General features: G+C 65.9%; 23 protein-coding genes. 7 read left to right on the top strand and 16 right to left on the bottom strand.

Translation table 11 applies throughout. The annotated features are described in order from the left end of the window. Positions 1-128: 128 nt before the first annotated feature. Positions 129-1,271, top strand: a complete 1,143-nt coding sequence (locus CMN27_RS11265) for a tetratricopeptide repeat protein (protein WP_293626501.1) — start codon at positions 129-131, stop codon at positions 1,269-1,271. Positions 1,272-1,295: 24 nt separating this feature from the next. Here CMN27_RS11265 and CMN27_RS11260 read toward each other — a convergent pair whose 3' ends face one another. Further along, positions 1,296-1,664: an MliC family protein gene (locus tag CMN27_RS11260; RefSeq protein WP_293626499.1), complete on the bottom strand. Its 369-nt coding sequence runs from the start codon at positions 1,662-1,664 to the stop codon at positions 1,296-1,298. Positions 1,665-1,951: 287 nt separating this feature from the next. Between CMN27_RS11260 and CMN27_RS11255 the strand changes: the two genes are divergently transcribed. After that, positions 1,952-4,033 (top strand): AsmA family protein, encoded by a 2,082-nt coding sequence (locus CMN27_RS11255; RefSeq protein WP_293626497.1) that lies wholly within the window; start codon positions 1,952-1,954, stop codon positions 4,031-4,033. Between the two features lie 8 nt (positions 4,034-4,041). On the opposite strand, the gene CMN27_RS11250 is transcribed toward CMN27_RS11255, so the two are convergent. Continuing rightward, positions 4,042-4,668, bottom strand: a complete 627-nt coding sequence (locus CMN27_RS11250; RefSeq protein WP_293626495.1) for a flavin reductase family protein — start codon at positions 4,666-4,668, stop codon at positions 4,042-4,044. 71 nt (positions 4,669-4,739) lie between these two features. Continuing rightward, positions 4,740-5,930, bottom strand: a complete 1,191-nt coding sequence (gene lhgO, locus CMN27_RS11245; protein ID WP_293626494.1) for an L-2-hydroxyglutarate oxidase — start codon at positions 5,928-5,930, stop codon at positions 4,740-4,742. A 124-nt stretch (positions 5,931-6,054) separates the two neighbouring features. Between lhgO and CMN27_RS11240 the strand changes: the two genes are divergently transcribed. Both CMN27_RS11240 and CMN27_RS11235 read left to right on the top strand, forming a co-directional pair. Further along, positions 6,055-6,648: a DUF2946 family protein gene (locus CMN27_RS11240; protein WP_293626492.1), complete on the top strand. Its 594-nt coding sequence runs from the start codon at positions 6,055-6,057 to the stop codon at positions 6,646-6,648. Positions 6,649-6,741: 93 nt separating this feature from the next. Then, complete coding sequence (locus CMN27_RS11235) at positions 6,742-7,542, top strand: creatininase family protein (protein WP_293626490.1); 801 nt, start codon at positions 6,742-6,744, stop codon at positions 7,540-7,542. A gap of 379 nt (positions 7,543-7,921) precedes the next feature. Here the strand turns inward: CMN27_RS11235 and ribA are convergent, their stop codons facing one another. Then, positions 7,922-9,070, bottom strand: coding sequence for a GTP cyclohydrolase II RibA (gene ribA / locus CMN27_RS11230; RefSeq protein WP_293626488.1), 1,149 nt, complete (start codon positions 9,068-9,070; stop codon positions 7,922-7,924). A 169-nt stretch (positions 9,071-9,239) separates the two neighbouring features. Between ribA and CMN27_RS11225 the strand changes: the two genes are divergently transcribed. Then, complete coding sequence (locus tag CMN27_RS11225; RefSeq protein ID WP_293626486.1) at positions 9,240-10,076, top strand: RibD family protein; 837 nt, start codon at positions 9,240-9,242, stop codon at positions 10,074-10,076. A gap of 113 nt (positions 10,077-10,189) precedes the next feature. Here CMN27_RS11225 and CMN27_RS11220 read toward each other — a convergent pair whose 3' ends face one another. Genes CMN27_RS11220 through CMN27_RS11200 form a run of 5 tightly spaced genes read right to left on the bottom strand, consistent with a single transcriptional unit; the run spans position 10,190 to position 14,463 of the window. Next, positions 10,190-11,167 carry a lysylphosphatidylglycerol synthase transmembrane domain-containing protein gene (locus tag CMN27_RS11220; protein WP_293626485.1) on the bottom strand — a complete coding sequence of 326 codons (978 nt, stop codon included), beginning with the start codon at positions 11,165-11,167 and terminating at the stop codon, positions 10,190-10,192. Next, positions 11,164-12,009 (bottom strand): class I SAM-dependent methyltransferase, encoded by an 846-nt coding sequence (locus tag CMN27_RS11215; protein WP_293626483.1) that lies wholly within the window; start codon positions 12,007-12,009, stop codon positions 11,164-11,166. Before CMN27_RS11215 ends, CMN27_RS11220 begins: the two co-directional genes overlap by 4 nt. After that, on the bottom strand, positions 12,006-13,049 hold the full coding sequence (locus CMN27_RS11210) for a glycosyltransferase family 4 protein (RefSeq protein WP_293626481.1): 1,044 nt from the start codon (positions 13,047-13,049) through the stop codon (positions 12,006-12,008). The genes CMN27_RS11215 and CMN27_RS11210 overlap by 4 nt, the downstream gene beginning before the upstream one ends. Beyond that, on the bottom strand, positions 13,046-13,444 hold the full coding sequence (locus tag CMN27_RS11205) for a 6-carboxytetrahydropterin synthase (RefSeq protein ID WP_293626480.1): 399 nt from the start codon (positions 13,442-13,444) through the stop codon (positions 13,046-13,048). The genes CMN27_RS11210 and CMN27_RS11205 overlap by 4 nt, the downstream gene beginning before the upstream one ends. Before the next feature lie 38 nt (positions 13,445-13,482). Next, a complete protein-coding gene (locus tag CMN27_RS11200) occupies positions 13,483-14,463 on the bottom strand; it encodes a zinc-binding alcohol dehydrogenase (RefSeq protein WP_293626479.1) in 981 nt (326 codons plus the stop codon). Positions 14,464-14,677: 214 nt separating this feature from the next. On the opposite strand from CMN27_RS11200, the gene CMN27_RS11195 reads away from it, so the two are divergent. Continuing rightward, positions 14,678-15,439, top strand: coding sequence for a CDP-alcohol phosphatidyltransferase family protein (locus tag CMN27_RS11195; protein ID WP_293626478.1), 762 nt, complete (start codon positions 14,678-14,680; stop codon positions 15,437-15,439). An 85-nt stretch (positions 15,440-15,524) separates the two neighbouring features. Here CMN27_RS11195 and CMN27_RS11190 read toward each other — a convergent pair whose 3' ends face one another. Further along, positions 15,525-15,965 carry a universal stress protein gene (locus CMN27_RS11190; protein ID WP_293626476.1) on the bottom strand — a complete coding sequence of 147 codons (441 nt, stop codon included), beginning with the start codon at positions 15,963-15,965 and terminating at the stop codon, positions 15,525-15,527. A gap of 195 nt (positions 15,966-16,160) precedes the next feature. On the opposite strand from CMN27_RS11190, the gene CMN27_RS11185 reads away from it, so the two are divergent. Next, positions 16,161-17,402: a cyclopropane-fatty-acyl-phospholipid synthase family protein gene (locus tag CMN27_RS11185; RefSeq protein ID WP_293626474.1), complete on the top strand. Its 1,242-nt coding sequence runs from the start codon at positions 16,161-16,163 to the stop codon at positions 17,400-17,402. Here the strand turns inward: CMN27_RS11185 and CMN27_RS11180 are convergent. The 6 genes from CMN27_RS11180 to gspJ form a co-directional block, all read right to left on the bottom strand. Further along, the gene (locus CMN27_RS11180; RefSeq protein WP_293626473.1) at positions 17,372-18,835 is read right to left on the bottom strand and encodes a Na+/proline symporter; all 1,464 of its coding nucleotides are present in this window, start codon (positions 18,833-18,835) and stop codon (positions 17,372-17,374) included. The genes CMN27_RS11185 and CMN27_RS11180 overlap by 31 nt on opposite strands. 5 nt (positions 18,836-18,840) lie before the next feature. Continuing rightward, positions 18,841-19,593, bottom strand: a complete 753-nt coding sequence (locus CMN27_RS11175; protein ID WP_293626471.1) for a type II secretion system protein N — start codon at positions 19,591-19,593, stop codon at positions 18,841-18,843. Continuing rightward, positions 19,590-20,090, bottom strand: coding sequence for a type II secretion system protein M (locus CMN27_RS11170; RefSeq protein ID WP_293626469.1), 501 nt, complete (start codon positions 20,088-20,090; stop codon positions 19,590-19,592). The genes CMN27_RS11175 and CMN27_RS11170 overlap by 4 nt, the downstream gene beginning before the upstream one ends. After that, the gene (gspL, locus tag CMN27_RS11165; RefSeq protein ID WP_293626467.1) at positions 20,087-21,298 is read right to left on the bottom strand and encodes a type II secretion system protein GspL; all 1,212 of its coding nucleotides are present in this window, start codon (positions 21,296-21,298) and stop codon (positions 20,087-20,089) included. Before gspL ends, CMN27_RS11170 begins: the two co-directional genes overlap by 4 nt. Before the next feature lie 253 nt (positions 21,299-21,551). After that, the gene (gene gspK, locus CMN27_RS11160; protein WP_293626466.1) at positions 21,552-22,496 is read right to left on the bottom strand and encodes a type II secretion system minor pseudopilin GspK; all 945 of its coding nucleotides are present in this window, start codon (positions 22,494-22,496) and stop codon (positions 21,552-21,554) included. Then, entirely contained in the window at positions 22,493-23,143 is a 651-nt protein-coding gene (gene gspJ / locus CMN27_RS11155) for a type II secretion system minor pseudopilin GspJ (RefSeq protein ID WP_293626464.1), read from the bottom strand. The genes gspK and gspJ overlap by 4 nt, the downstream gene beginning before the upstream one ends.

Here is a 23,143-nt window from a genome sequence, read left to right as displayed (position 1 = left end):
GTGCCTTGAGAAATTGTTGCCGGACCAGCGCGCCGGCGCCCGCAGATTGTGCGGCCTCACGTTTTTTCGACGGGTCGTCGCAGACCGCACCCCGGCTTGAAATACGATTGGATAAAGGAAAACCAGCGATGAAACGACGGACCCGAGCGATGGCTGCCGGCTTGTTATGTGTGGCCGGTTGGTCGGCCTCGGCGGCCGACCTTGAGCGCGGCATGGATGCTTACCAGCGCGGTGACTATGCAGCGGCGCTGGCCGAGTTCCGGCCCCTGGCGGAACAGGGCGACGCCCGGGCCCAGGCTCAATATGCCCGCATGATGGCGCTTGGGCAGGGCATGCCGACGGATCTGGTCACCTCGCTGAACTGGTACGAGAAATCGGCCGCCCAGGGCGATGCCGAGGGACAGTACGGGCTGGCCTATTCCTATGCGCATGGCGAGGGGGTATCCCAGAACGTGGCCCGGGCTGTCGAACTGTTGAAAAAAGCCGATGCCCAAGGCTACGACCGGGCCACGGCACTGTTGGGCGAAATCCGTGCCGGCCAGTTCGATGATCGTCACAGGGATCCCGCGCGAGCGCGCGCATTGTTCGAGCGCGCAGCCCAGGCCGGCAACGACGGTGCCAGGCTCAACCTCGGCCTGATGCTCATCAATGGTCAGGGTGGCCCGGCCGAGCCCGAGCGTGCCATCGACCTACTCAAGGCGCAGGCGTCCAGCTACCCGGAGGCGGCTGGCGCACTTGGCCTGGCGTATGAGCACGGCCAAGGCGTTCCTGCGGATATCGATCAGGCCGCGCGCTGGTACAAGATCGCGGCCGACCGGGGCTACGGGCCGGCCCAAATCAATATCGGCAAGCTGTATCAGACGGGCAAGGGCGTCGAGCGCGACGGCGCGGCCGCCGCCGACTACTATCGAATGGCCGCCGAGCAAGGCTACGCCACCGCCCGTTACAACCTGGGCCATCTCTATGCCGAGGGCGAAGGCGTGCAACAGGATGATCAGCTCGCCGTGCTCAACTATGCGATCGCTGCGATCGATGGCGTATCGGGCGCGCGCAACGCTTTGGACGAAACGCTCGATAGGCTGAAAAAACGACGTGTCGAACGCGCCACCGCCTTGCGCGAGGCCGCTGGCGGGCAGGCACCCGCCTACGCAACCCTTGCGGCCGGCACCACGGTTTGGCCCGTACAGGCACCCGCTGACGGCTGGGTCGCGGTGTATGCGGCGCCGGACGGGCCGCGGCTGGGCTATGTCGAGGTCGCCGATCTGAATTGAGCCGGCGGGCGCGTCTCTCGCGGGTTAGATCTGCTGGCAGGTCTGGGTGGCGCTCTCGTCGCCGCGCGGGGAGAGCAATGCCGTGGAGCCGACGCCATTGCCCTTGGTCCACCACTGCAGCGTGTCGCCCACATAGCGTACGCCGCTGGCCGCGCGTGCGACGTGCAGCTGATAGGTCTGCTCGTCGTAGCGCAGCAAGGCCACGGAATCGGTCGGATAACTGGCCTTGACCTGCATGCCGTTTTCGCAGCGATACGACAGCAGCTTGACGCCGCTGCCGGTCGTTTCGGCGTCGTCCGCCGTGGACCCGCCGGTCGTGCTGCAACCGGCGACCAACAGGGCGGCGGCCGCCAGCGTGGCGAACAGATTGAGCGAACGCGAGATACAGAACATGACAGGCTCCATCGATTGACTGTAATAGCCTCGCATATTTCTCGGGTGATCGGCGCGCGGCGTCGACACATTCGATTCGCGTTTAGCGCCATAATCAGCGCCTTGGCATCGTGTCGGGGCGCGGCGTACGGCCTGCGCTCAACAACGTCAGCCCCGTCGCACCTGCGACGGCGCAGGTTAGCGCATCGACGGCAACATATCGGGTTGTACCGGGCCGGTGTGGCCGGGGCGTATTTCAGCGACGCGGTGTTTATCAGACAAGGCCAAGGGGCTTTGAGGAGATTGCGATGAAACGTGCGCCAAAGATCGGAATCGGTATCGTCGGCGGGCTTGTCGCCCTGGTGCTGCTGCTCGTTTTATTCGTTCTGCTGTTCGACTTCAACACTCTCAAGCCCACCCTCAATGAACGGGTGTCGGCCGCGCTGGGACGCGATTTCGCTATCAATGGCGATCTCGGCCTCGACTGGGATCGGCCCGAAGATGAGCAGGGCCTGGCCGCCTGGATTCCCTGGCCGCATGTGCATGCCGAAGACATCACCCTGGCCAACGCGGAGGGTTTTGACGGCGACACGATGGCGAAAATAGAACGCGTGGATGCCTGGCTGGCGCCGTTGGGGCTGTTCGCCAAACGCGTATCGCTGCCGCGAATCGCCTTCAACGGCGCCGATGCCACGCTCATACGCCAGGCCGACGGGCGCGATAACTGGACGTTCGATCTCGGCAGTGATGCCGCCGCCGACGAAGGCGATACCGAAGCCAGCGGCTGGTCGGTGAACGTCGAAGAAATCGCCTTCGACAAGGGAGAAGTCCATTACCGCGATGCCACCCTCGATGCCGATATCGACCTCGCGGTTGAACCGCTCGGCAAGGCGATACCGTTCGCCCAGGTCACCGGCGACGACAGCGCCGTCGAGACCGACCCGGGCGCGGTACGCGACTACGTGTTCGGCTGGACCATCGACGGACGCTTCCGCGGCGCGCCGCTGTCCGGCAAAGGCAAGATCGGCGGCGTGCTCGCGCTCAAGAGCGACACCACGCCGTTCCCCGTCCAGGCCGATGTGAGTTCGGGCAGTACACGTGTCCAGATCGCCGGCACGATCAGCCAGCCGTTAAATTTCGGCGGCGCCGACCTCGATGTGTCCTTTTCCGGCGCCAGCCTGGACAATCTCTACCGGCTTACAGGGGTAACGTTGCCGCCCACGCCGGCGTATTCGACGCGCGGCCATCTCACCGCCGAGATCGATCACGAGAAGGGCTCGACCTTTGCCTACCGCAACTTCGCCGGCCAGATTGGCGACAGCGATATTGCCGGCGACCTGACCTTCGATCAGAAGGGCGAGCGTCCGAAGCTGAGCGGTGAGCTGGTCTCCAAGCAGCTGCTGTTCGCCGACCTCGCGCCGTTGATCGGCGCCGATTCGAACGAGCACAAGGCCGAGCGTGGCGAATCCACGCGCCAGCCGGCAGACAAGGTACTGCCCGTGGAGGAGTTCGATACCGACAGCTGGGCCGCCATGGATGCGGATGTGAAGTTCACCGCCAAGCGTATCCAGCACGGCGACACGCTACCGCTGAGCGATCTGTATACGCATCTGGTACTCGACGGCGGCGAGATTCTGCTTGATCCCCTGCGCTTTGGCGTAGCCAAGGGCGAACTCAATACCACCGTGCGGCTGGAAGGAAACAAGTCGCCGCTGGCCGCCCGCGCCGATCTGCATGCGCGCCGTCTGCAGCTGGACGAGATCGTGCCGGCCGTGGAGGCGCTGGATGGCAGTCTGGGCGAGATCAACGCCGATGCCAGCTTCACCGGCACCGGCAACTCGGTGGCGGCACTGCTCGGCAGCGCCGACGGGCGGCTGACGGTGCTCATCGATCGGGGGGCGATCAGCCGGAACCTCATGGAGCTGGCCGGCCTGAACGTCGGCAACTACGTGGTCGGCAAGCTGTTCGGTGACGAACTGGTGAAGATCAACTGTGCGGCCGCGGATATTCCCATCGAGCAGGGTCTGGCCACGCCCAACGTGTTCGTATTCGATACCGAAAACGCCATCGTTAACATCACCGGCGATATCGACTTCGGGCCCGAGTCGCTGGATTTGACCATCACCCCCAAGAGCAAGGGCCCGCGGCTGTTCACGCTGCGCTCGCCGCTCTACGTGCGCGGCAGTTTTGCTGATCCGTCGCCCGGGGTGAAGGCGGGCCCGCTGCTCGCACGCGGTGCGGCGGCCGTGGCTCTCGGCGTGGCGGCGACGCCGGCGGCATCGCTGCTGGCGCTGGTCTCGCCCACCGGCGGGGAGGAAAACCAGTGCGGGCCGGTGATCGAGCGTATCCGTAATGCCAGCGAGGACAACGGCGCCGACGGCGGCCAGTAACCGCGCTCTCAGCCCGGCCGGCGCATGCGAAAGCGCTTGTCGGCACCGATGGTGAAATAATCCGCCGGCCCGCCCGCGCGTAGAATCGGCTCGCCCGCGGCGGTGTCGTACACGCCGTCGACGAGCAGCCGCCGATCGATATGCACGCCGACCACTTCGCCGAGCACCAGCCAGGTATCGGTCTGGCTGCCGTCGGCGCCGGTCAGACGCAGCACCTGGCTGAGCCGGCATTCGAAGGAGACCGGCGTTTCGGCAACGCGAGGCACGTCGATCACACGCGACGGCGCAGGCGTGAGGCCGGCCAGTTCGAATTCGTCCACCTCGGGCTCGACGGCCGCACAGCTTTGGTTCATCGGTTCGGCAAGCGATCGGGTGGCGAGATTCCAGCCGAACTCGCCGGTGTCCTGAATGTTGGCCACGCTGTCCTTGTAGCCCACGCTGGCAAAGCCGATGATCGGCGGCCTGTAGTTGAAGGCGTTGAAGAAGCTGTAGGGGGCGAGGTTGAGCACGCCGTTCGCGCTCTTGGACGAAATCCAGCCGATCGGCCGCGGCGCGACCAGGGCGTTGAACGGATCGTGGGGCAGGCCGTGGCCGTTGCGCGGTTCGTAGAAATGAAAGGCGTCGTGATCGCTCATGGATTTTCCTTGGCGCGGGCGTAGCAGGCGATGCTAACCGGAAGTGCTACGGGTGCAAGACCGCGGGCGGCTCAATCGCGTGCGAGCAGGCGATCCACGATATGCGCGGCGATCGGCAGCGCCGACGTCGCGGCCGGCGAGGGGGCATTGCCGACATGAAGAGTGCGCGGCGTATCGACGAACTGAAAATCGCCGATGAGCGTGCCGTCGCGGGCGACCGCCTGGGCACGTACGCCGGCCGGGTGGGCTTCGAGGTCGTCGAGTTCGAGCTGCGGGCAGTAGCGCTGTATCCGTGCCAGATAGGCGCGTTTGGATAACGCGTTGCGCAGCTCGTGCAGGCCGGGGCGGACATGGCGCGCGAGCATGCGTCGTACCCCGGTAAAGGCGAGCATTTCGCCCGCGTCGCGGGCACTGAAGTCGCGGCCGCGATAGCCTTCGCGGGCGGTGGCGAGCACGGCGTTTGGCCCGACGGTGATCGAGCCATCGATCATGGGCGTAAGGTGCACGCCCAGAAACGGCATGGCCGGGTCCGGCACCGGATAGATCAGATGCCGCACCAGGTCATGACGGCTTTCGCGCAGGCGGTAATACTCGCCGCGAAACGGGCAGATGACAAAACCTGGCTCGATATCGAGCATGCGTATCAGCCGGTCGGCCATCAGTCCGGCGCAGGCCACCAGTTGGCGGGCATGCAGGGTGTCGGCATCGGTCTCGACCACCACCTCGCTGGCATATTCCTGCAGCGTGCGTACGGGCGCGTTGCAGCGGATCTCGCCACCGGCGGCTTCGATATCGGCGGCCATGGCGTGGCAGAGCGCACGATAGTCGACGATGCCGCTGCTGGGCACATGGATGGCGGCCACACCGTGAACCGCGGGCTCGCGCTCGGCCAGTTCATCCGCGTCGAGCCAGTGGCGCTCGATGCCATTGGCGCCCATCCGGTCGAACAGGGCCTCAAGGCCCGCGCGCTCGGCGGCGGCTGTCGCCACCAGCAGCTTGCCGGGCGTGTCGAAGGCGATATCGTGCGCCGTACAGAACGCCTTCGTCGCCGTATTGCCGGCGATACAGAAACGGGCCTTGAGCGAATTCGGCGCGTAATAGACGCCGGCATGGATCACACCCGAATTGTGACCGGTCTGATGGGCGCCCAGCTCGGGCTCCTTTTCCAGCACCAGCAGGCGTTGCCCGGGCTCGCGGTCCAGCAGCTCGCGGGCGGTGGCCAGGCCCACGATACCCCCGCCGATGACGATACGATCGTACATGCAGCGATTGCAGCAGATTGGGGCCGTCCATGCCAATCGCGAACGCACTGCCCGGGTGTCGGGCCTGTCGCGCCATGCCGCGTGCATCGTATGATCGCGGATCGAGAGCCAAAGAGTGAAAGCGATGGAAGACTGGGTAGAACGCGCGATGGCGCGCATGCCGAACGTGCCTGCACTGTTCGGCTGGCTGGGGCTGAACCGGCGTGGCGAATGGCTGATTCAGGGCGAGGTGATCCGCCACCGGCGAATCGTGGATACCATCGCGCGCAACTACGGCGTGGACGAACACGGGCGCTGGTTTTTCCAGAATGGCCCCCAGCGCGGCTATATCACGCTGGAATACGCGCCGCTGATCGCGCGCGTGCAGACCGACGACCGGCTCGTGACCCATACCGGTCAGCCGATCGACAAGGCGCGCGCTCTGTATCTGGACGAAGACAGTAACGCCGTGCTCGATAGCGACGCCGGCGCGGTGCTTATCCAGGGCGCGGATCTGGCCTGGGTGCTGGAACACCTGCGCGCCGACGGTAGCGACGCCGAGGTGGAAGAGGCGGCGCTTGCCGAGGCGATGGAAGCCGCGCCCGGTAGCCGAACGGGTCTGGAGCTCGTCTTTGCCGGTGAACGCCTGCCGGTTCATCGCTGCGACCGGGCCGACATGGGCGAAACTCTGGGTTTCGTCGCCGAGCCCGCCCCGCGCGAAGGCGAAAACAGCAACTAGCGCCTGTTTGAAGCGACGAGCCGCCATGAATCGACCGATCAACCCGTTCGACAAACCCACGCGCCGGCCACTGCACGTGGCCGAGGCCTGAGCATGGCCTGGTACTACTGGCAAGACCTGACCGGCCCCGAGCTGGCCACGCTGGCCGACGACGCCGCTCTGGCCGTACTGCCGGTGGCGGCGGTCGAGCAACACGGCCCGCACCTGCCGCTGGCGACCGACGTCACCATTGGCGAAGGCCTGCTGGGCGCGGCCCTGGAACGGCTGCGCGGCGACGGCGCGCCGGTGTTCGTACTGCCCACGCTGGCCATCGGGGCGAGCCTGGAGCATACGAACTTTGCGGGCACGCTGAGTCTCGCGCCCGAAACCGCGATCACAACCATCGAATCGATCGGCGCGGCGCTGGCCCGCGCGGGTGTGCGTCGGCTGCTGTTGTTCAACAGCCATGGCGGTAACAAGGCGGTGCTCGACCTCGCTGCGCTCAAGCTGCGTGCGGCCCACGACATGCTGGTGGTCAAGGCCAACTATTTCCGCTTTGCCGCGCCTGCCAACACCCTGGCCGCGCAGGAGATGGCCCATGGCCTGCACGGCGGCGCGCTGGAAACCTCGCTCATGCTGCATTTCGCCCCGGAGGCCGTACGCCGGGCGCATATCGCCGATTTCAAGCCGATCGGCGCGCGCCGTGCCGAGGCCGGGGCGACGCTCTTGCCGGAAGGCGACGCGGGCTTTGCCTGGATGGCCGAGGATCTGCATCCGGCGGGCGTGGCCGGCGATGCCCGAATGGCGAGCGCCGAGCACGGCGCGGCACTGGCCGCCCAATTTGGCGCGCGCCTGGCCGAGATCATCGCCGAAACGCTGGCCTTCGATCTGAATACGATCGGCCCCCCGCGCTAAGCACCTGAAGTCCACTAAAGACATAAGGCGGGTTGTCCGCAAATGAACGCGAATACGCGCCAATGGGAATTATCCACAGATCACACAGATCAGCACAGATTTAGACAGACTTTCTAGAGGCGGCGAATTTTCGAGGTGTCAGCGTTCTGGGCGAGCGCCAACGTCGCGGCCCGGACTTGCATCTGTGTGGATCTGCGTTGATCTGCGGACAGCTTGAAAAACGCAGCCCGATCGCATGGAACTGTGACTGCCGGGTCGACTCGCCCAGCCGCGTCTTCTCTTTGCATTGTGGATGAAGCTGAGTTCACTTCGCTCAAGCGCGGCTCGTTCGCGAATGAACACCGGCATACGCCCCAGGGCGAGAGGCCGCTGCTTTCGATCAGCGATCCGCGGCTTTGGCGTCTTCCGGGGCCGCGCCGAGTACCTGGTCGAGCCAATGGCCGGCGCGGGTGGCCTTGGCGGTGAGATAACGCCGGTTCTGGTGGGTCACCCGGCCGTAGACGCCGCTGCGCTGAACCACCGTGACGCCGCCGCGGCTCATGGCCTCGATCTTGGTCGGATTGTTGGTGAGCAGCTCGATACGCCGGATTTCCAGCTGTGCAAGCATTTCCAGCGCGACGTTGTACTGGCGTTCGTCGTCGCCGAAGCCCAGCACGTGGTCGGCATCGACGGTATCCAGGCCTTCGTCCTGCAGGCTGTAGGCGCGCAGCTTGTTGGCCAGGCCGATGCCGCGGCCTTCCTGGGCCAGATACAGCAAGACGCCGCCGCCGTGTTCGGCGATCTTGGCCACGCTCGAGCGCAGCTGTTCGCCGCAGTCGCAGCGCAGGCTGCCGAACAGGTCGCCGGTCAGGCAGGCCGAATGCAGGCGAACCGGCACGGCGTCTGCCCATTGTTCGGGGTCGCCGATGACAATGGCCAGATGCTCGCGCATGCCGTCGGCTTCGCGAAACAGCACGAAGCGCGAACGCGGCGCATCGTCCAGCGGCACGTCGGCCGCACTGATGCGCTTGAGAAAATAGGGGGCGTTGTGTTCGTAGTCGCCGACCGCATCGGTATCGATGGCCAGCAGGCTGCCGTCCTTGACCCGGGCCTCGATCGCGGCCAGACGTTCCTCGGTCACCGGCGCGGTAATCGCGGCAGGGATGAGCAGGCCACGACGCATGAGGGCGAGCCCCGTGGCGTCGGCGTCGCCGGCGTTCTGTAACGAGCCGGCCGGCGGCTGCGACTGCGGGTGGCGTGCACAGGCCCAGTCGATGACCTGCGTCGCGCTGTCATGTTCGCCGATCGGCAGCGCGGCGGACTCCTCGTCGGTATCGATGCCCAGTACTTCCAGGCGGTGGCGGGTGACGATCAGCGAACAGGGGTTGCCGGCATGCTCGGCCAGGCGCTGGAGCGTCTCGTCGTTCATGCCTTCCAGCGGCGCGACCAGCGTGGCCGGATGCGAGTCATCGGTCTGCGGGTCGCTGCTGCGAATGAGTACGGGCAAACCGCGCCGCAAATCGAATATCGATCGTTCCACCTGTCGCATACTGTCTCTCAATCCGGTCCCGTTTCGTAAAAATCAACCCGCATGCCGGGCATGCCGTAATCGTCGCTCGACAGGCGTTCGCATAAGGCGGCGCGATATCCTAGAGTCTTTGACCCGCGCGTTCCCCGCGCCGCGTTATACAACACCGCGACGAGCAAAAATGCCTGTGATGGACGACGATTACGCCTGGCGGTTGATTCAGGATGTACGCAGTTCGGCGTGCATGGCGCCGACAACGCTTGCCGATCGCAAGGCGCAACAACCGCCCATATTAATCGATGAACGCCATTCATGGCAGTTCGAGGGCGACTGTTCGGCCTCGGCCGCGGCGCTGCTCGACGCGCTGCTGCCGGTGGCGCTGGGCGGTTCGCGCTTCGTGATCGCACAGCTGGGCCAGAGCCTGGACGGACGCATCGCCACCGACAGCGGGCATTCCCACTATGTGACCGGCCAAGCCAGTCGTATTCATCTGCACCGCCTGCGCGCACTGGTGGACGCAGTCATCATCGGCGCGGGCACCGTCGCCGCCGACGATCCGCAGCTGACCGTGCGCCATGTAGACGGGGCGAATCCGGTACGCGTCGTGCTCGACCCACGGGCCCGGCTTGGCACGGATCGCGGCCTGTTCGCCGATAACTCAGCGCCCACCTTGCACGTCGTCGGCCCCGACGCCGGACCGAGCCCGCCCGGCGTGGAGCGCGTGGTGCTCGATTGCCCGGCCCAGGCCATGGACCCGGCCGCCGTGCTCGCGATGCTGGCCGAACGCGGCCTGACTCGGGTTCTGGTCGAGGGCGGTGGCGTGACCATCTCGCGTTTTCTCGACGCCGGCCTGCTGGATCGCCTGCACGTGGTGGTGGCCCCCATGCTGATCGGCTCGGGACGCCCGGCGTTGTCGCTGGCGCCGATCATGCGGCTCGACGCTGCACTGCGCCCAGGCTGTCGGCACCAGGTCATGGGCGACGATATGTTCTTCGATCTGGATTTGCGCACGTCCGCGGTCGGGTAAAGATCAGGCCGCGAAACGCCAACAAGCGCAAAGTGATAGGCGGCTTGCGATAGGTGCCGGCATCGTCTCTGCTTGGCTACGGGCCAAGGTACGGCCTGCCATGGGCTTCGTACTTATTTGCGCGTATTCGCGTTCATTGATGAAGCGCCACGCGCTGATCGAACGCCGCTAGAACAGCCGAGCACCACGGCACCCGGCAGGCTGGAAACGAGTACTACCGCGCCGTAGCACAAAGACAGAGCCACGCCCTCGTGGGCCGGCAGCCCGGCCAGCGACCAGACCACCGCGGCCGCGCTCTCTCTAAGCCCCCAGCCGGCAATCGACAGCGGCAGGGCCATGGCCAGCAGCACGGGCGGAATCAGCCACAACAGCGTGCTGGCCGGCGTCGACAGACCGATGGCCGGGGCACAAAGCAGGAACACGCCGGTATAGCTGGAGACCACTGCCAGCGAACTGGCGAACTGCGCCGGCCAGACACGGCGGGCGAGCAGGCTGCGCCACAGATTATTAGCGAACGAGGCGATCGCGTTCGCAGCACGGGTATAGCGCCAGACGAGCACGATACCCAGCGAAGCCAGAAGTACGAGCGCGGCGACCACGGCCATTCCCCACGGGGTGGCAAGTTCCGCAGCAGCAATTCGGGCGGCGATACCCTGGACCAGCGACGGCGACTGCCAGAACGCAACCACGGTAACGAGCGCAAGCGACAGCTGGCCGGAAAAGCGCTCGATGAATACGGCATGCCAGGCGGCCGCCGTGTGGACGTCGCTGCGTGCATGGCGCCAGGCGCGGTTGGCATCGCCGAGTACGCCGCCGGGCAGGACCTGGTTCAAAAAGGTGGCCAGATAATATTCGCGAATCGCGGCACCCATCGACAGGGTCAGGCCCATGCACCGCGCGGTCAGACGCCAACGCCAGGCCGAGATCACGACCTGGGGCACGGTCAGTGCGAGTGCGGCAAGCAGCCAGGGGTAGCGCAGGTCATGTAGCTGCCGGGCCACCGCGCCCAGGTCGATCTGCCAGAGCAGACAGGCCAGCAACGCGCCGGTGGTCAACGCACGCAGGCCGAAACGCCAGCCGGGACGGCTCATGGCATGGGCGTGGCGAAAAAGTCCTGATGGCCGACCGTGATCGACAACGCCCCGGCCATGAGCGCACGGGTACGGGCTTCGGCCCAGGCATCGATCCGGGCGGTGGCCTTGGGCGCCTGTTCGCAGGCGGCGCTGCGCCAGCCTTCGATCAAGGCCGTGCCGAGCGCGGCGTTCCCGGCATCGATATGCCAGGGGCTGTTCGCCAGACATACGTCGTAGCCCTGGGCTTCGAACGCCTTGCGCAGCACGGCTGGGGCTTCGGCACCGAGAGCGGTGCCGAAACTCTTGTCGCGGCGCTGATGGGCGGCCAGTAGATCGGTTACGAAGTCGTCGTCCTCGCCTGTGGGTGCGAAGTCGATCGTCCCGTCGATGCTCAACACGAAGAGCACTGCGGCCGAGCGTGCGGCACAGGCACGGGCCAGACGTTCGATCCATTCCCGGGTGACCAGATCGAACAGCGCCGAGGCGGTGACAAGATCGGCCCCGTCGAGGCCGGCTTCGAAACGCGCTGCGTTGAGATCCAGCGTCTCGGTTTCGAGCGTGATCGGCATGCCCGCGGTATCGACGAGTCCGGCTTCCTCGCGTTTCACTGCACGAAGCAGGTCGGGGTCGTGATCGATAAGGCGCCAGCGTTGCGATCGGGTCAGGCGCGGCGCCAGATAGCGCAGGTTGGAACCGCGACCCGCACCCAGGTCCACAATGTGGTGTTCGTTCGACATACGCTGCGCGAGCCAGCGGCTGGCGGCGTCGGTCAGCAAGGTGGCGCGAGCCTGGTGATCGGCAACCTCGCGCAGGCTCAGCCAGTCGGCTTCGAAATAGGCATGGGGTGCGGTGTCCTTCATGACGAGAGCACGGCCGCGAACTGGCGTGCCACGGTGGGCCAGTCACGTTGTCGTTCGCGCGCGGCGCGAGAGGCCGCCGCTGCACAGCCGCGCTGTTCGCTGTCGGCGATGAGCGTGCGCAGTGCCCCGGCCAGTGCGGCCGCATCGCCGGGCGCTACGGCCATGCCGGCCCCGGTGGGAAAGGTATCGGCGAGGGCACCGCCGGTTGTGGTCACGATCGGCAGGCCGTGGGCAACGGCTTCGTCGATGACCATGCCATAGCCTTCGTACCAGGAGGCAAGCACGAAGATATCGGCGCGGGCGTAGTAGCCGTCGAGTGCCTGTTGGTCCTGTGCGCCGCACAGGCGAACTCGCTCTTCCAGGCCTTGGCGAGCAATGGCTTCGCCTATGGCCCGGGCCTCCTCCGCGTCGCGCCGGTCGTCGCCGACGAAATCGCAGAGCCAGTCCAGCTCGGCGACCTGCGCCAGCGCCTCCACCAGCAGGCGGTGGCCCTTGCGCGGGGTGAGGCTGGCCACGCACAGCAGGCGGCAGGGCCCCTCGGACGCGGCTTGCGGTTGCATGACGGGGTGCACGCCGGGCTCGACGACCGTGATATCGCCTTCGGCGGCCAGGTTGAGCGCGACCAGACGGTGGGCGGTGAAGTGGCTGGTGACCACCACATGGGCTGCACAGGCCAGCGCGCGACGTTCCAACTCGAGCAGATGGTCGCGGGTATCGGCGGCCAGCCCGGTCTCGTCGCAGAGCGGATGGTGAACCAGGATCACGATCGCGCGGTTGGCGGCATGGAGGGCCACCACGTCGGGCAGGGCGCAGGCGGCCAGGCCGTCGATAACGATGGAGGCGTCGGACGAACAGGCTGTGAGTGCATCATCGAGCGCGGTGCGGGCGGTCGTGTCTGCCAGCGGGAATGCGCCCTCGAGTTCGACGATGTTCACCGCGATCCCATCGGCCCGGAGGCCATCGATGATGGCGCGATCGTAGAGGTAGCCGCCGGTCGGCTGGTCTAGCGCCCCGGCGACCATGAACGTGACCGGCTTCACACGTCGCCCTCGTAGCTGGCCCAGGCGATATGCGACTCGGCCAGGGTGACGCGCATGGCCGCGAGCGCGGTGGCGGTTTCGCCAAGCTCGCCAGCATGGATGGCGCTGCGCAGTCGGTCGAAGACCGCCTTGGCCAGGAATTCAGTGGTCGTGTTGCGGCCGCTGAATTCGTCCACGTCATCGAGATTGCGCATGTTCAGTTCGGCCAGCGTGCGCTTGAGCGCTTCGCTGGCCAGACCAATATCGATGACCAAGTCGTTGTCGTCCAGCTCGGCGCGCATGAACGACACGTCCACCACATAAGTCGCGCCGTGGGTGTGCTGAGCGGGGCCGAAGATCTCGCCGGTGAAGCTGTGGGCGATCATGAAGTGATCGCGAACGGTCAGGCTGAACATATTCAGTCCTTATTGATGGGTAAAGAGAAAACGCCCGGTCAGTCGTAACGGATGCGCTGGCACAGGCTGTTATCGGACGGTGATGCCAGGCGATGCATCACCGATGGCAGATCGTCGAAAGCCGCATCCTCGGCCTCGAAGAGTGCATCGAAGCGGGCATCGGCAAGCAGCGAAACGGCAAGCGCCAGACGCGAACCATGATCGCGACGCGTGCGCCGGCTGGGCGATACCGCGCCCACCTGGCTCGAACGCAGCGTCAGGCGCTGGGAATGAAACGCGCCGCCCAGGCCGACGGTCACGGGTGCGGCACCATACCAGCTCATCTCCAGTACCGTGGCCTCGAAGCCGGCCAGCGCGATCGCCGTATCCAGACCGGCACTGCTGGCGCTGGCATGCACGACCACGTCGCGATCGATGCTCGCCGTATCGGGCCGCTGGAAGGCAACACCGAGCGCCTGTGCCAGCGCGGTCTTGGCCGGGTCGATATCGATAAGCTCGACCTGGGTGCCCGGTATGCCAGCGGCCAGCCCGGCGATCAGCGCGCCGATCACCCCCGCGCCCACCACGCTGACCCGGTCGCCCACGCCGATGCCGGCGTCCCAGAGCGCATTCACCGCGGTTTCCATATTCGCGGCCAGCACGGCCCGTGCGGCGGGCACATCAGCGGGCAGGGCGACCACCGCATCGGCGTCCACCACATAACGTGTCTGGTGGGGATACAGGCAGAACACTTCGCGGCCGAGCCAGTCCTCGGGGCCGTCTTCGACAACGCCGACGTTCGCATAGCCGTGCTTCACCGGCCCCGGCAGGCTGCCCGCCTGAAATGGTGCACGCATACGCGCGTATTCGCTTTCCGGAACCGCGCCCGAAAACACGAGGGTTTCGGTGCCCCCGCTCACCGCCGAGTAGCGGCTGCGAACGAGCAACTGACCCGCCGCGCGTTCGGGCAGCGGCTCCCGGTGCAGTGCACAGGCATAAGGCGGCTCGAGCCACAGGGCGCGGGCGAAACGATCGGTCATGGGCATGTCATACAAATGAAACGAAAAACGGCGGGTTTACGTACACTCGTGATCAGGCTGATGCCCCGATGACGTCAGCCGCCAAACGCCGGCGCCGATGCGCGCGCTTGATCGAGTACGAGCTTCAGTGCGAAATGTAACCCGCATCACACCCTTGCAGCGACCGGTCGCTTCCCACCGGCTGCCCGCGACCCGGGTTTTAACCACCCCGGGCATGCGCGACGTTTCGCCTGTGGCACGGGCGCGCTCCAGCGATACGCCTGCGGCGCTGTTCGAGTTGTTGCTGGGGTTCACGGCGCTTGGCGTGGTGATGGAAGCGTTGCTCTATGCGCTGGCTGGCCCGGCCGCGCTGCGCGTGACCGTGGCGGCTCTGTACATGGGCTTGGCGGCGCTGCTTTATGTTCGCCGCGCGGCCTGGCCACGGCCGTTCGGCTGGGCCAATCGAATCACGCTGCTGCGCGGCGCGATCGTCATGCTGCTTGCCGGCGCGGGCCTGTTTCCCGCGTTTCTGAGCACCCATGTTCATACGTTCGTCGCGCTGGCTTTGGGCTGTCTGCTGCTCGACGGTGTCGATGGCTGGGTGGCGCGCCGTACCGCCAGCAGCGGCGCATTCGGCGCGCGCTTCGATATGGAGCTTGATGCCTTTTTTCTGCTGGTGCTGTCGATCGTGCTCGTCGCCCTGGGCAAGGCCGGCCCCTGGGTTCTTGCCATCGGCCTGGCCCGCTATGCCTTTATCGCCGCACAGGCAGTGTGCCCGTCGCTCAGACGGCCCTTGCCGCCCTCGCGCCTGCGCAAGATCGGCTGTGTATGGCAAGGCGCCACGCTCATGATCTGCCTGCTGCCCGTGGTCAGCTCATCGGTCGCCAACACGGCGCTTCTCGTCGCGCTGGCGCTGCTCTTGCTGTCGTTCGGGCGCGATACGGTCTGGCTGCTGCGGCGGGCGAACGAGCCGCTTGCCGCCCCTGCCAATCCCTGACTGAGCCCGCCGCCCGCACCAGCGCGCCGTCGGCACGCCTGGGCGACGATTTCTGTACGGGCCAGACTGGGCTGGCCGGGGCGTTCTAACGCGTCGTAAGGCAGGCACAGGGCGCGAGATGGGCGACCTTGTGCGAGGTGCTGCCGATGACCAGGCCGGTGAACTCGCTCAACCCGCGCCGGCCCATGACGATAAGATCGGCCTTCACCCGTTTGGCGGCGGACACGATCTGCTGGGCCGGGTCGCCGCCCATGATCTCGGTTTCGATTTTCTGGCAGCCGGCGGCTTCCAGCAAATCCCGGGCGGCTGAGACGACCGACTGCCCTGCGGCTTCAAGTTCGGCCTGGGAGGGCTGCAGCGTGATCGCCGCGCCGCCCAGCGCAAGCGTCTTTTCGTGGCCGGTATGTTGCGGGATGTGCACAACATGCACCGTGGATGCATAGCGGTGGCCCATATCGGCGGCGATTTCGATAGCGCGTTTCGAGTGCTCGGACCCGTCGACTGCGACGAGAATGGTGTCGAACATCCTTTTTCTCCTTGTAAGACCGACTTGTCTCCAGACTACACGCGAGAGCGCGTATGAAAAGCGCATGCGCAATCGAAATCAGGCATCTTTCATGCTTATGCAATATGCATGGAATCGGTGACTATGTAATATCGGGTTGGGCATGAGAACGCGGTTGGGCGTCGCGCATGCGTCGCCCGCGGCGGGCGGGACACCATGAAGACACGCTTTTTCGACCGGCTGATCGATCAAGGCACGCTCGTTATCCATTTTCCGGATACAAGCACCCGCGTTATTGGCCAGGGGCCGCCGACCGCGCATATCCATTTGCGCGAACGCAAGGTGCTGGCTCGCCTGCTTTCCGACCCCCAGATGGCCTTTGGCGAAGCCTATATGGACGGTGACTGGTGGCCGGGCGAGGGCGGCCTGCTCGCAGTCTTCGAGCTTTATTTCGCGAACGTGGACAAGTTCGCTTCCAGCCGTCTTGTCGATCTGGCGCGCCATGCACTGCGCGGCCTGCGCGAAGCCAATTCCTGGCTGCGCTCACGGCGCAACGCCCGGCACCACTACGATATCGATCACGAGCTGTTCGCGCGGTTTCTCGATCGCGAGATGCTGTATTCCTGTGCCTATTTCGAAAGCGCGGACATGGACCTGGAAGCCGCACAGCAGGCCAAGTGCCGCCATATCGCGCGCAAGCTCTGCCTCGAACCGGGCGACCGCGTGCTCGATATCGGCTGCGGCTGGGGCGGATTGGCGCGCTATCTGGCCCGCCACTATGACGTAACCGTCACCGGCCTGACGCTCTCGGACGACCAGTACGAATATGCCCACACGCGCGCCCAGCGCGAAGGGCTGGGTGATCGCCTGCGTTTTCTCAAGCAGGACTACCGCGAGCATCGGCGCCACGAAGGCGATGGCTACGACGCCATCGTGAGCGTGGGCATGTTCGAGCACGTGGGCCGGCCGCAGTTTCAGATCTTTTTCGACCAGGTGCAGCGTCTGCTCAATCGCGGCGGTCGCAGTCTGATCCATACGATTGGCCGCAATGGTCCGCCGATCGAGGACACCCATGGCTGGATCGAGAAATACATCTTTCCGGGCGGCTATGTACCGTCGCTGTCGGAGGTGTTGCCCTGTGTGGAGAACACCGGCATGAGCCTGGCGGATATCGAAATCTGGCGCCTGCACTATGCGCGGACCCTGGCGTGTTGGAATCAACGCTTCCAGCAGCATCGCGACGCGTTTGGCCAGCGCCTTGGCGAACGGTTCTGTCGCATGTGGGAGTTCTATCTGCTGGGCTGCCAGGCCATCTTTCGATGGGGCGACCTGGTGGTGTTCCAGCTACAGCTCGCGAAAAACAACCAGGTGGTGCCCGTGACCCGCGACTATCTCTACAAGGCGCGGGTCACGCCTGCGCGTCGGATTCAGGATACCGAGTTCGATCGCACCGGCTGAATGGCCGGCCGCCGCGGGCCAGCGGCGGCAGCGGCTGCCACGAACAGGGGGGTACACAGCGCCAGCCCCCAGACATTGATGCCAAGCGTCTGGGCGTAGGGGCCGCTGCCCAGTGCGAATGCGTCCGGAATCAGATCGAGGCCGGCCAGGCGTTCGAGGGCGAGGGCGATACCGATGACGACGCCGGGCCAGAGCGCGACATGAAACGAGGCCCGACCCGCGCCGGGCAGCCAGGCCAGCAGGAAGATGGGCGCCAGGCCCATGATCGCAGTGCCGCTGATGGTGGTCGCGGCAATGACCGCCGGGCCGACGCCTTTGATATAGAGCGACAGCAGCGGCAGATTACCCACCAGGGCGATAACCCACATCGCCCGGCGGCCGCGCCGCTGGTCTTTGTAGGTCGGTACGGCACGGGCCACCCGCCAGTCGCGAGCCGTGAACTTGGCCGTGGAGGCAAAGGTGGAATCCAGCGTGGAACCCGCGCTGGCGAGCATCACCGCGTTGAACAACAGCATCATGCCCAGGCCCAGCGCCATGGGTACGGCCACGGCCACCGATGGCGTCGCCGCGATGTTTTGTGCCAGCGCATACAGACCGGCCACGCTGAAGCCCGCGATCAGCGCGCCGCCGAGCAGGGCCGCGAGTACGAAACTGGCCACCATTTTTTGCGGCGAGCTGACGAAGGCGCGGTCGGTGAGCACCGGATCGTGAAAGCCGTACGACAGCGTCTGCACAAGGGCGAGCAGGGCAAAGGTCAGGCCGTGCATACGCATCTCGGCACTCACAAGGGACGCGTCGGCGCCGTTGTCGCCGGCGCTGATCAGCCCCGGCGCGAGTACGACCAGGGTCACGATCAAAAGCAGCGCGATCAGCACCATCTGGGCGGCGTCGGTCACGATGGAAGAACGCAGCCCGCCGCGACGTGCGTAGTAGAGAGTCAGGCCGGTGAAGGCGATCACCGCCACCCAGTAGGGCGCGCTGCCCTCGCTGCCGAAATAGAGCGCGGCCACCTTGGTGTTGGACCATATCTCGTTGAACAGCCGAATGCCGATCACGACCAGAAACAACCGGGTCGCCGCTGCGCCGTACTTGCGTTCGAGAAAGGCGGCCAGCGAATTGTCATGGCCACGGCTGCGGATGAAATAGACCGCGATGGCCACCACCACGAAGGCTAGCCAATAGCTCGCATAGCCGATGCCGCCCCAGTAGCCGAAGGCGGCGGTCAGGTTCATGGCGTTGTCGACGCTTTTGGCCATCACCCAGGAGATGGCCGCGGACGCGCCAAGCAGCCATACGCCGGGCGCGCGTCCACTCAGCGAATGCCCGCCGAAAAACCCCATGGGCCCGGCGGCTCGCGGCGTGGCCCGGAGCACGATCAGCGCATAGATCGCAAAGACGAGCCACGGGGTGAACGCCAGGGCGCCGGTGAGCACGTGATTCAGAGTCGGCCCTGTTCGCGTATCGGGTGCCAGCCGTCGGCGTCGGCCCGGCCGAGCTGGTCGAGCATCTGCGGCAGGCGCTCGTCGGCCCCGGCGCGCGCGCGTAGACGTACGTCGAGCAGATAGCGCCGGGTGGCGTCGAGGGTCAGGCCGCCGTCGATCGCCAGCGGGCCATCGCTTTCCACCACCGTCGCGCGCAGGCCTTGTTCGGACTGGGCGAGGGCCGCCGTGAAGCGACCGAGCGGCACGGGCGGGTTGAACAGCTGCCAGCGCGTGTTCACGAGGCTGATCTGGCCGGCCAGCGCGTCGAACTGCAGTTCGTCGTCGAATACGGCTTCATCGATGTTGACTCGAACATCGCCGGATAGCGGCAGGAAGGTATAGCCGCCCAGTTTCGCCAGCCAGCCGGCCGAGGCGCTGCCACTGACGTTCCTGATCGTGGTCTGCCCGAACAGCGAACGCGATACATCGGCATCGAAGCCGCTCAGATCGGAGTCGATCTGCAGGCGTGCACTGATACGGGCGAGCAGAAGCGATGCCGGCTCAAGCTGCCAGGAGACATTCTCGATGGCCCCGTCGGGCCCGGAAATATAGCTGGCCCGGCCGTCGAAGAGCGTACCGCTGACCCCGCCCATGGAGATAGGGCCCATCTGTTCGGCCCAGCCGGCCGCCACCCGGGCCGGCAGGAAGGCCACCAGCCCGATGACGAAAGCGACCAGACCGATCAGGCCATAGCGAAGCGCGCGCATCATGCGTTGCCTCGCGCGAGCGTCAGTCGTGCCTGCACGGTGCCGGCCTCCTCATCGCGGGTGATCGTCATCTGCTGGGCGGCCACGCCGTAGTCGCGCTGGAGGCTGCGCAGCCAGAACAGCATCTGGTTGAAGTTGGCCTTTTCGAGCGTGACTGTGGCCTGATTGTCGTTGTCCGGCTGGATGCGTCGGACCGCCTCGCCGAGGCCGTTTTCGCGGCTGGTGGTATCCACGATCGACAGAAGCGAATCGTTGCGGCCCTGGATACGGCGCTGCGTATTGTCGGCCTGCAGCAGCCGGGCTTCGTCGCGAATGCCCAGCATCCAGCGTGTTTCATCGGCCTGGGCGGTCAGGCGCAGGCGGCCTTCCTCGACGCTGCTGTTCAACGGCCGCCACAGGGCGTAGTAGAAAAGTGCGATCGTCACCACGATCGCACAGGCGAGCACGGCCACGCGCTCGCGCGGGGCCAGGCCCTCGTACCACTGGCGTAATGCGTTCATGAAGCCCCCGCGGTTACGCTCGCGCGTATCTGCACACCGTTGGCTGCCGCATCGGCGCTTTCCACGTTCAGCGTGGTGCCGGGCTTGCGTGCGAAGCCGGCGCGCAGCGCTTCCAGTGACTGCACGCTGTCGCCGCGCAGGCTCAGATACAGCGCGCCGTCGCGATATTGCAGCGATTGAATGGTCAGGCTGCCGGCCTGGCCGGTGACTTCGGCCGTGGCCTGAAGCAATGGAAAGACGCCGCCGCTGCCCCCGCTGCCGCGCAGCGCACGAATATTCTGTTCGGCCTGCACGCGCAGGTCGTTGATCGTGCCCACGTTGGGGAAGGTTTCACGAAACACGCTTTCGCTGCGTGCTTCGAGTGAATCGATACGCTGGTGCAGCTGATAGCTTTCGATACCGCGGGCGGCCAGTGCCACCAGAAGCCACGCAGCGGCCAGCCCGGCAGTCAGCCGAAATGGCTGCCACCAGGCCTGCATCGCCGAGGCGCGGGCCAGCTCGCCCTGGCGCAGGTTGATGGCCGTGCGGGCATGGGCGTCGGCTCGGGCGAGCAGCTGGGCGAAGACGGTGTCGTCGTCGCCGTGCTCGATTGATTCGATTTCGGGTGCCGGCTCGAAGGCAAGCTCGTTGCGCAGCCGTTGCGCGTTGTCATTGCGCCTGGCCGCTTCGAGGCACAGCCGCTCAGGCGGCGTACAGCCGCTGGCCAGCACCGGCCAGAGCGACGCCTCGCAGGCAAACCCGTGGCCGTGGTCGGTACGGGTGAGCACGCGCTCGTCGATGACGGCTACATGCCAGCTCTGCTGAGCTTCGGGCAGGGCGAATACGTCGGGCACGGCCTGTACGATATCCAGCCCCGCGTTCGTGCAATCGTCGACCAGCCCTTGGAGCAGGGCGCGATCGACCACCAGAACCGGGGTATCGCCGTCGGCGTCGGCCTTGGCAGCCAGGGCGAAATGCAGGTCGTCCACCCGCGTGACCAGGCGATCTTCCAGGGCAAAGGCGGCAGCCTGGAGCCGGCGCCTGGCCTGACGGATCGGCGGCAGTGCGACCCGGGTGATGAGGACGTCTTCGCTGGGAACGAGCAGCGTGCATTCACGCCCGTCGGCGGCCAGCGCGGCCTCGTCGAGCGGACCGCGCACGAGTTCATCGGCCGCATTCAGCCAGGCGGCGCGCTCGCCGTCGAAATGCACGATGAATCGTTCAGCCACGAAAACATACCCCCGGAATCGCGGACCGTGACGCATCTGGCAAGGCCTCGCCCTTGCGGGCCGCACAGGCGTCGATCCGCGGCCAGTCTACCTGAATCGAAACGGCTTTCAGTAATCCGAAAATCATCTATTTTGATGCCGGGTTAGTAACGTGCATAGCTGCCGGGAGACCGCCGCCGAGTTCGAACGCCGCGGGCAGGCGCGCGCTCGGCTGCGACGAAACCCTTGCAGACAGCCCCGTCGTTCTGTCGGATTAATCGACATTGGTACTGTGGCGCACGGTACGTACGGCCCCGTTGTCGCCGCGCTCGAGCACGCTGAAGAACTGGACCTGGGCGCGATCCACGGTGATCTGGCCGGTGGCCAGGAAATAATGGGTCTTTACGTCCAGACGGTTGGCGTTGATCTCGCGGCCGGCCAGGGCCGGATCCTGAAGAAAGGCATCGACCGACTTCCAGGGCTCGTCGGCGCGCGACTTCACGAGTGCTTCGCCGGTGCTGGGCGGCAGCTCTGGGGCGATCGTCGCAAGCACCGGGGCGGGCGCGGTATTCACGTTAATGGCCGTAAGCTGGGGCAGTGCGGTGATATAGGGCTCGAGCGCGGCATAGATGGCCGGGGTGACGCCCTTGACCAGGCGCAGCTCGCTGGCGCTGGCCATCAGGGTGTTCGCGGCGCGGTAGGCCGGCGACAACCCCAGGTAATAGTCGTCTTCGGCGCCGTCCGGCAGGGTCGGGTTGATATCGGCGTCCAGCCAGTCGCGCGTCGAGGCGGCGATGGTGCGCGCGGTGACCTGATCGGTATCGGCGACCAGTTCGATGAGCCGCTGGAACTGCTCTTGTGCCGCTTCGGCGTCCGAGCCGCTGAGGTTGTTCAGGTTGAAACGGCCCTGCAGATCGATGATGCGGCCCTGCAGTGCGCCGCCGTCCAGCGGCAGATAGTCCACCGGCTGGGCCCAGGCTTCTTCCAGGCTGTCGATATCGCTGTGCTGGGCATCCTGGCGCAGCAGCTTGCCCAGCCAGTTCTCGATACCGACCGCATACCACCAGGCCTGTTCGGATTGCCAGATGTTGCCGCTGCGATGCAGGGCCAGGTTCATCTGCGAGAGCATGCCGGCGCCGATGATGCCGACCAGGGCGATGATGAGCATGGCGGTGAGCAGGGCCACGCCGCGCTGGGCTTGCCGGCGCAGGCGTGTCATTTGTCGGCCCCCGGCACCATGAACAGCAGGCGCAGATCGCCCCATGCCGGGGTGGTCACCCGCAGTTCGATCGCCAGCGGCGGATCATAGCTGGCCGCGACCGTGCCCGCCGGGGTCTGGACCGCCGACGTAGCCGCGCCTATCGACGTATTCGCTGGCCAGCGGTCCTGCCATTCACGGTCGCCGTCGAGAAAACGCCATTCCAGGTTGGAAACGTCTTCGAGCAGCACGGACTCCACCGGCGCGCTGTCCTGCGAGCGATCGAGCACCCGCCAGTGCACGCGCACGAGGTTGTTGTCTTCGTCGATACGATAGGCCACCCGCTGCAGATTGCTGCGGATATCACCGAGCGGGTTGCGCCAGCCGTTACGGGTGAACTGCAGGCCGATATCGGGGCTGCCGTACAGGGCGGGCTCGCTATCGCCGAAGCTGTCGCGAATCGGCCGGTTGACGATCTGTTCGAGGTCGTTGCGCATGCGCCAGACCGCCATCTGCAGCGTCTTGCTGCGATCGAGCGCGGCGGTGACCGTTTCGCGAGTCGAGATCACCGACGACAAGCCGCCATAGGCCATGGCTGCCATTACCACGAAAACGGCGATCGCGATCAGCAGCTCGATGAGGGTGAAGCCGCGTTGTCTTGCCGACAT

This window comes from Salinisphaera sp., from assembly GCF_002729955.1.
Taxonomy (GTDB): domain Bacteria; phylum Pseudomonadota; class Gammaproteobacteria; order Nevskiales; family Salinisphaeraceae; genus Salinisphaera.
This window is presented reverse-complemented; position numbering and strand designations above follow the sequence as displayed.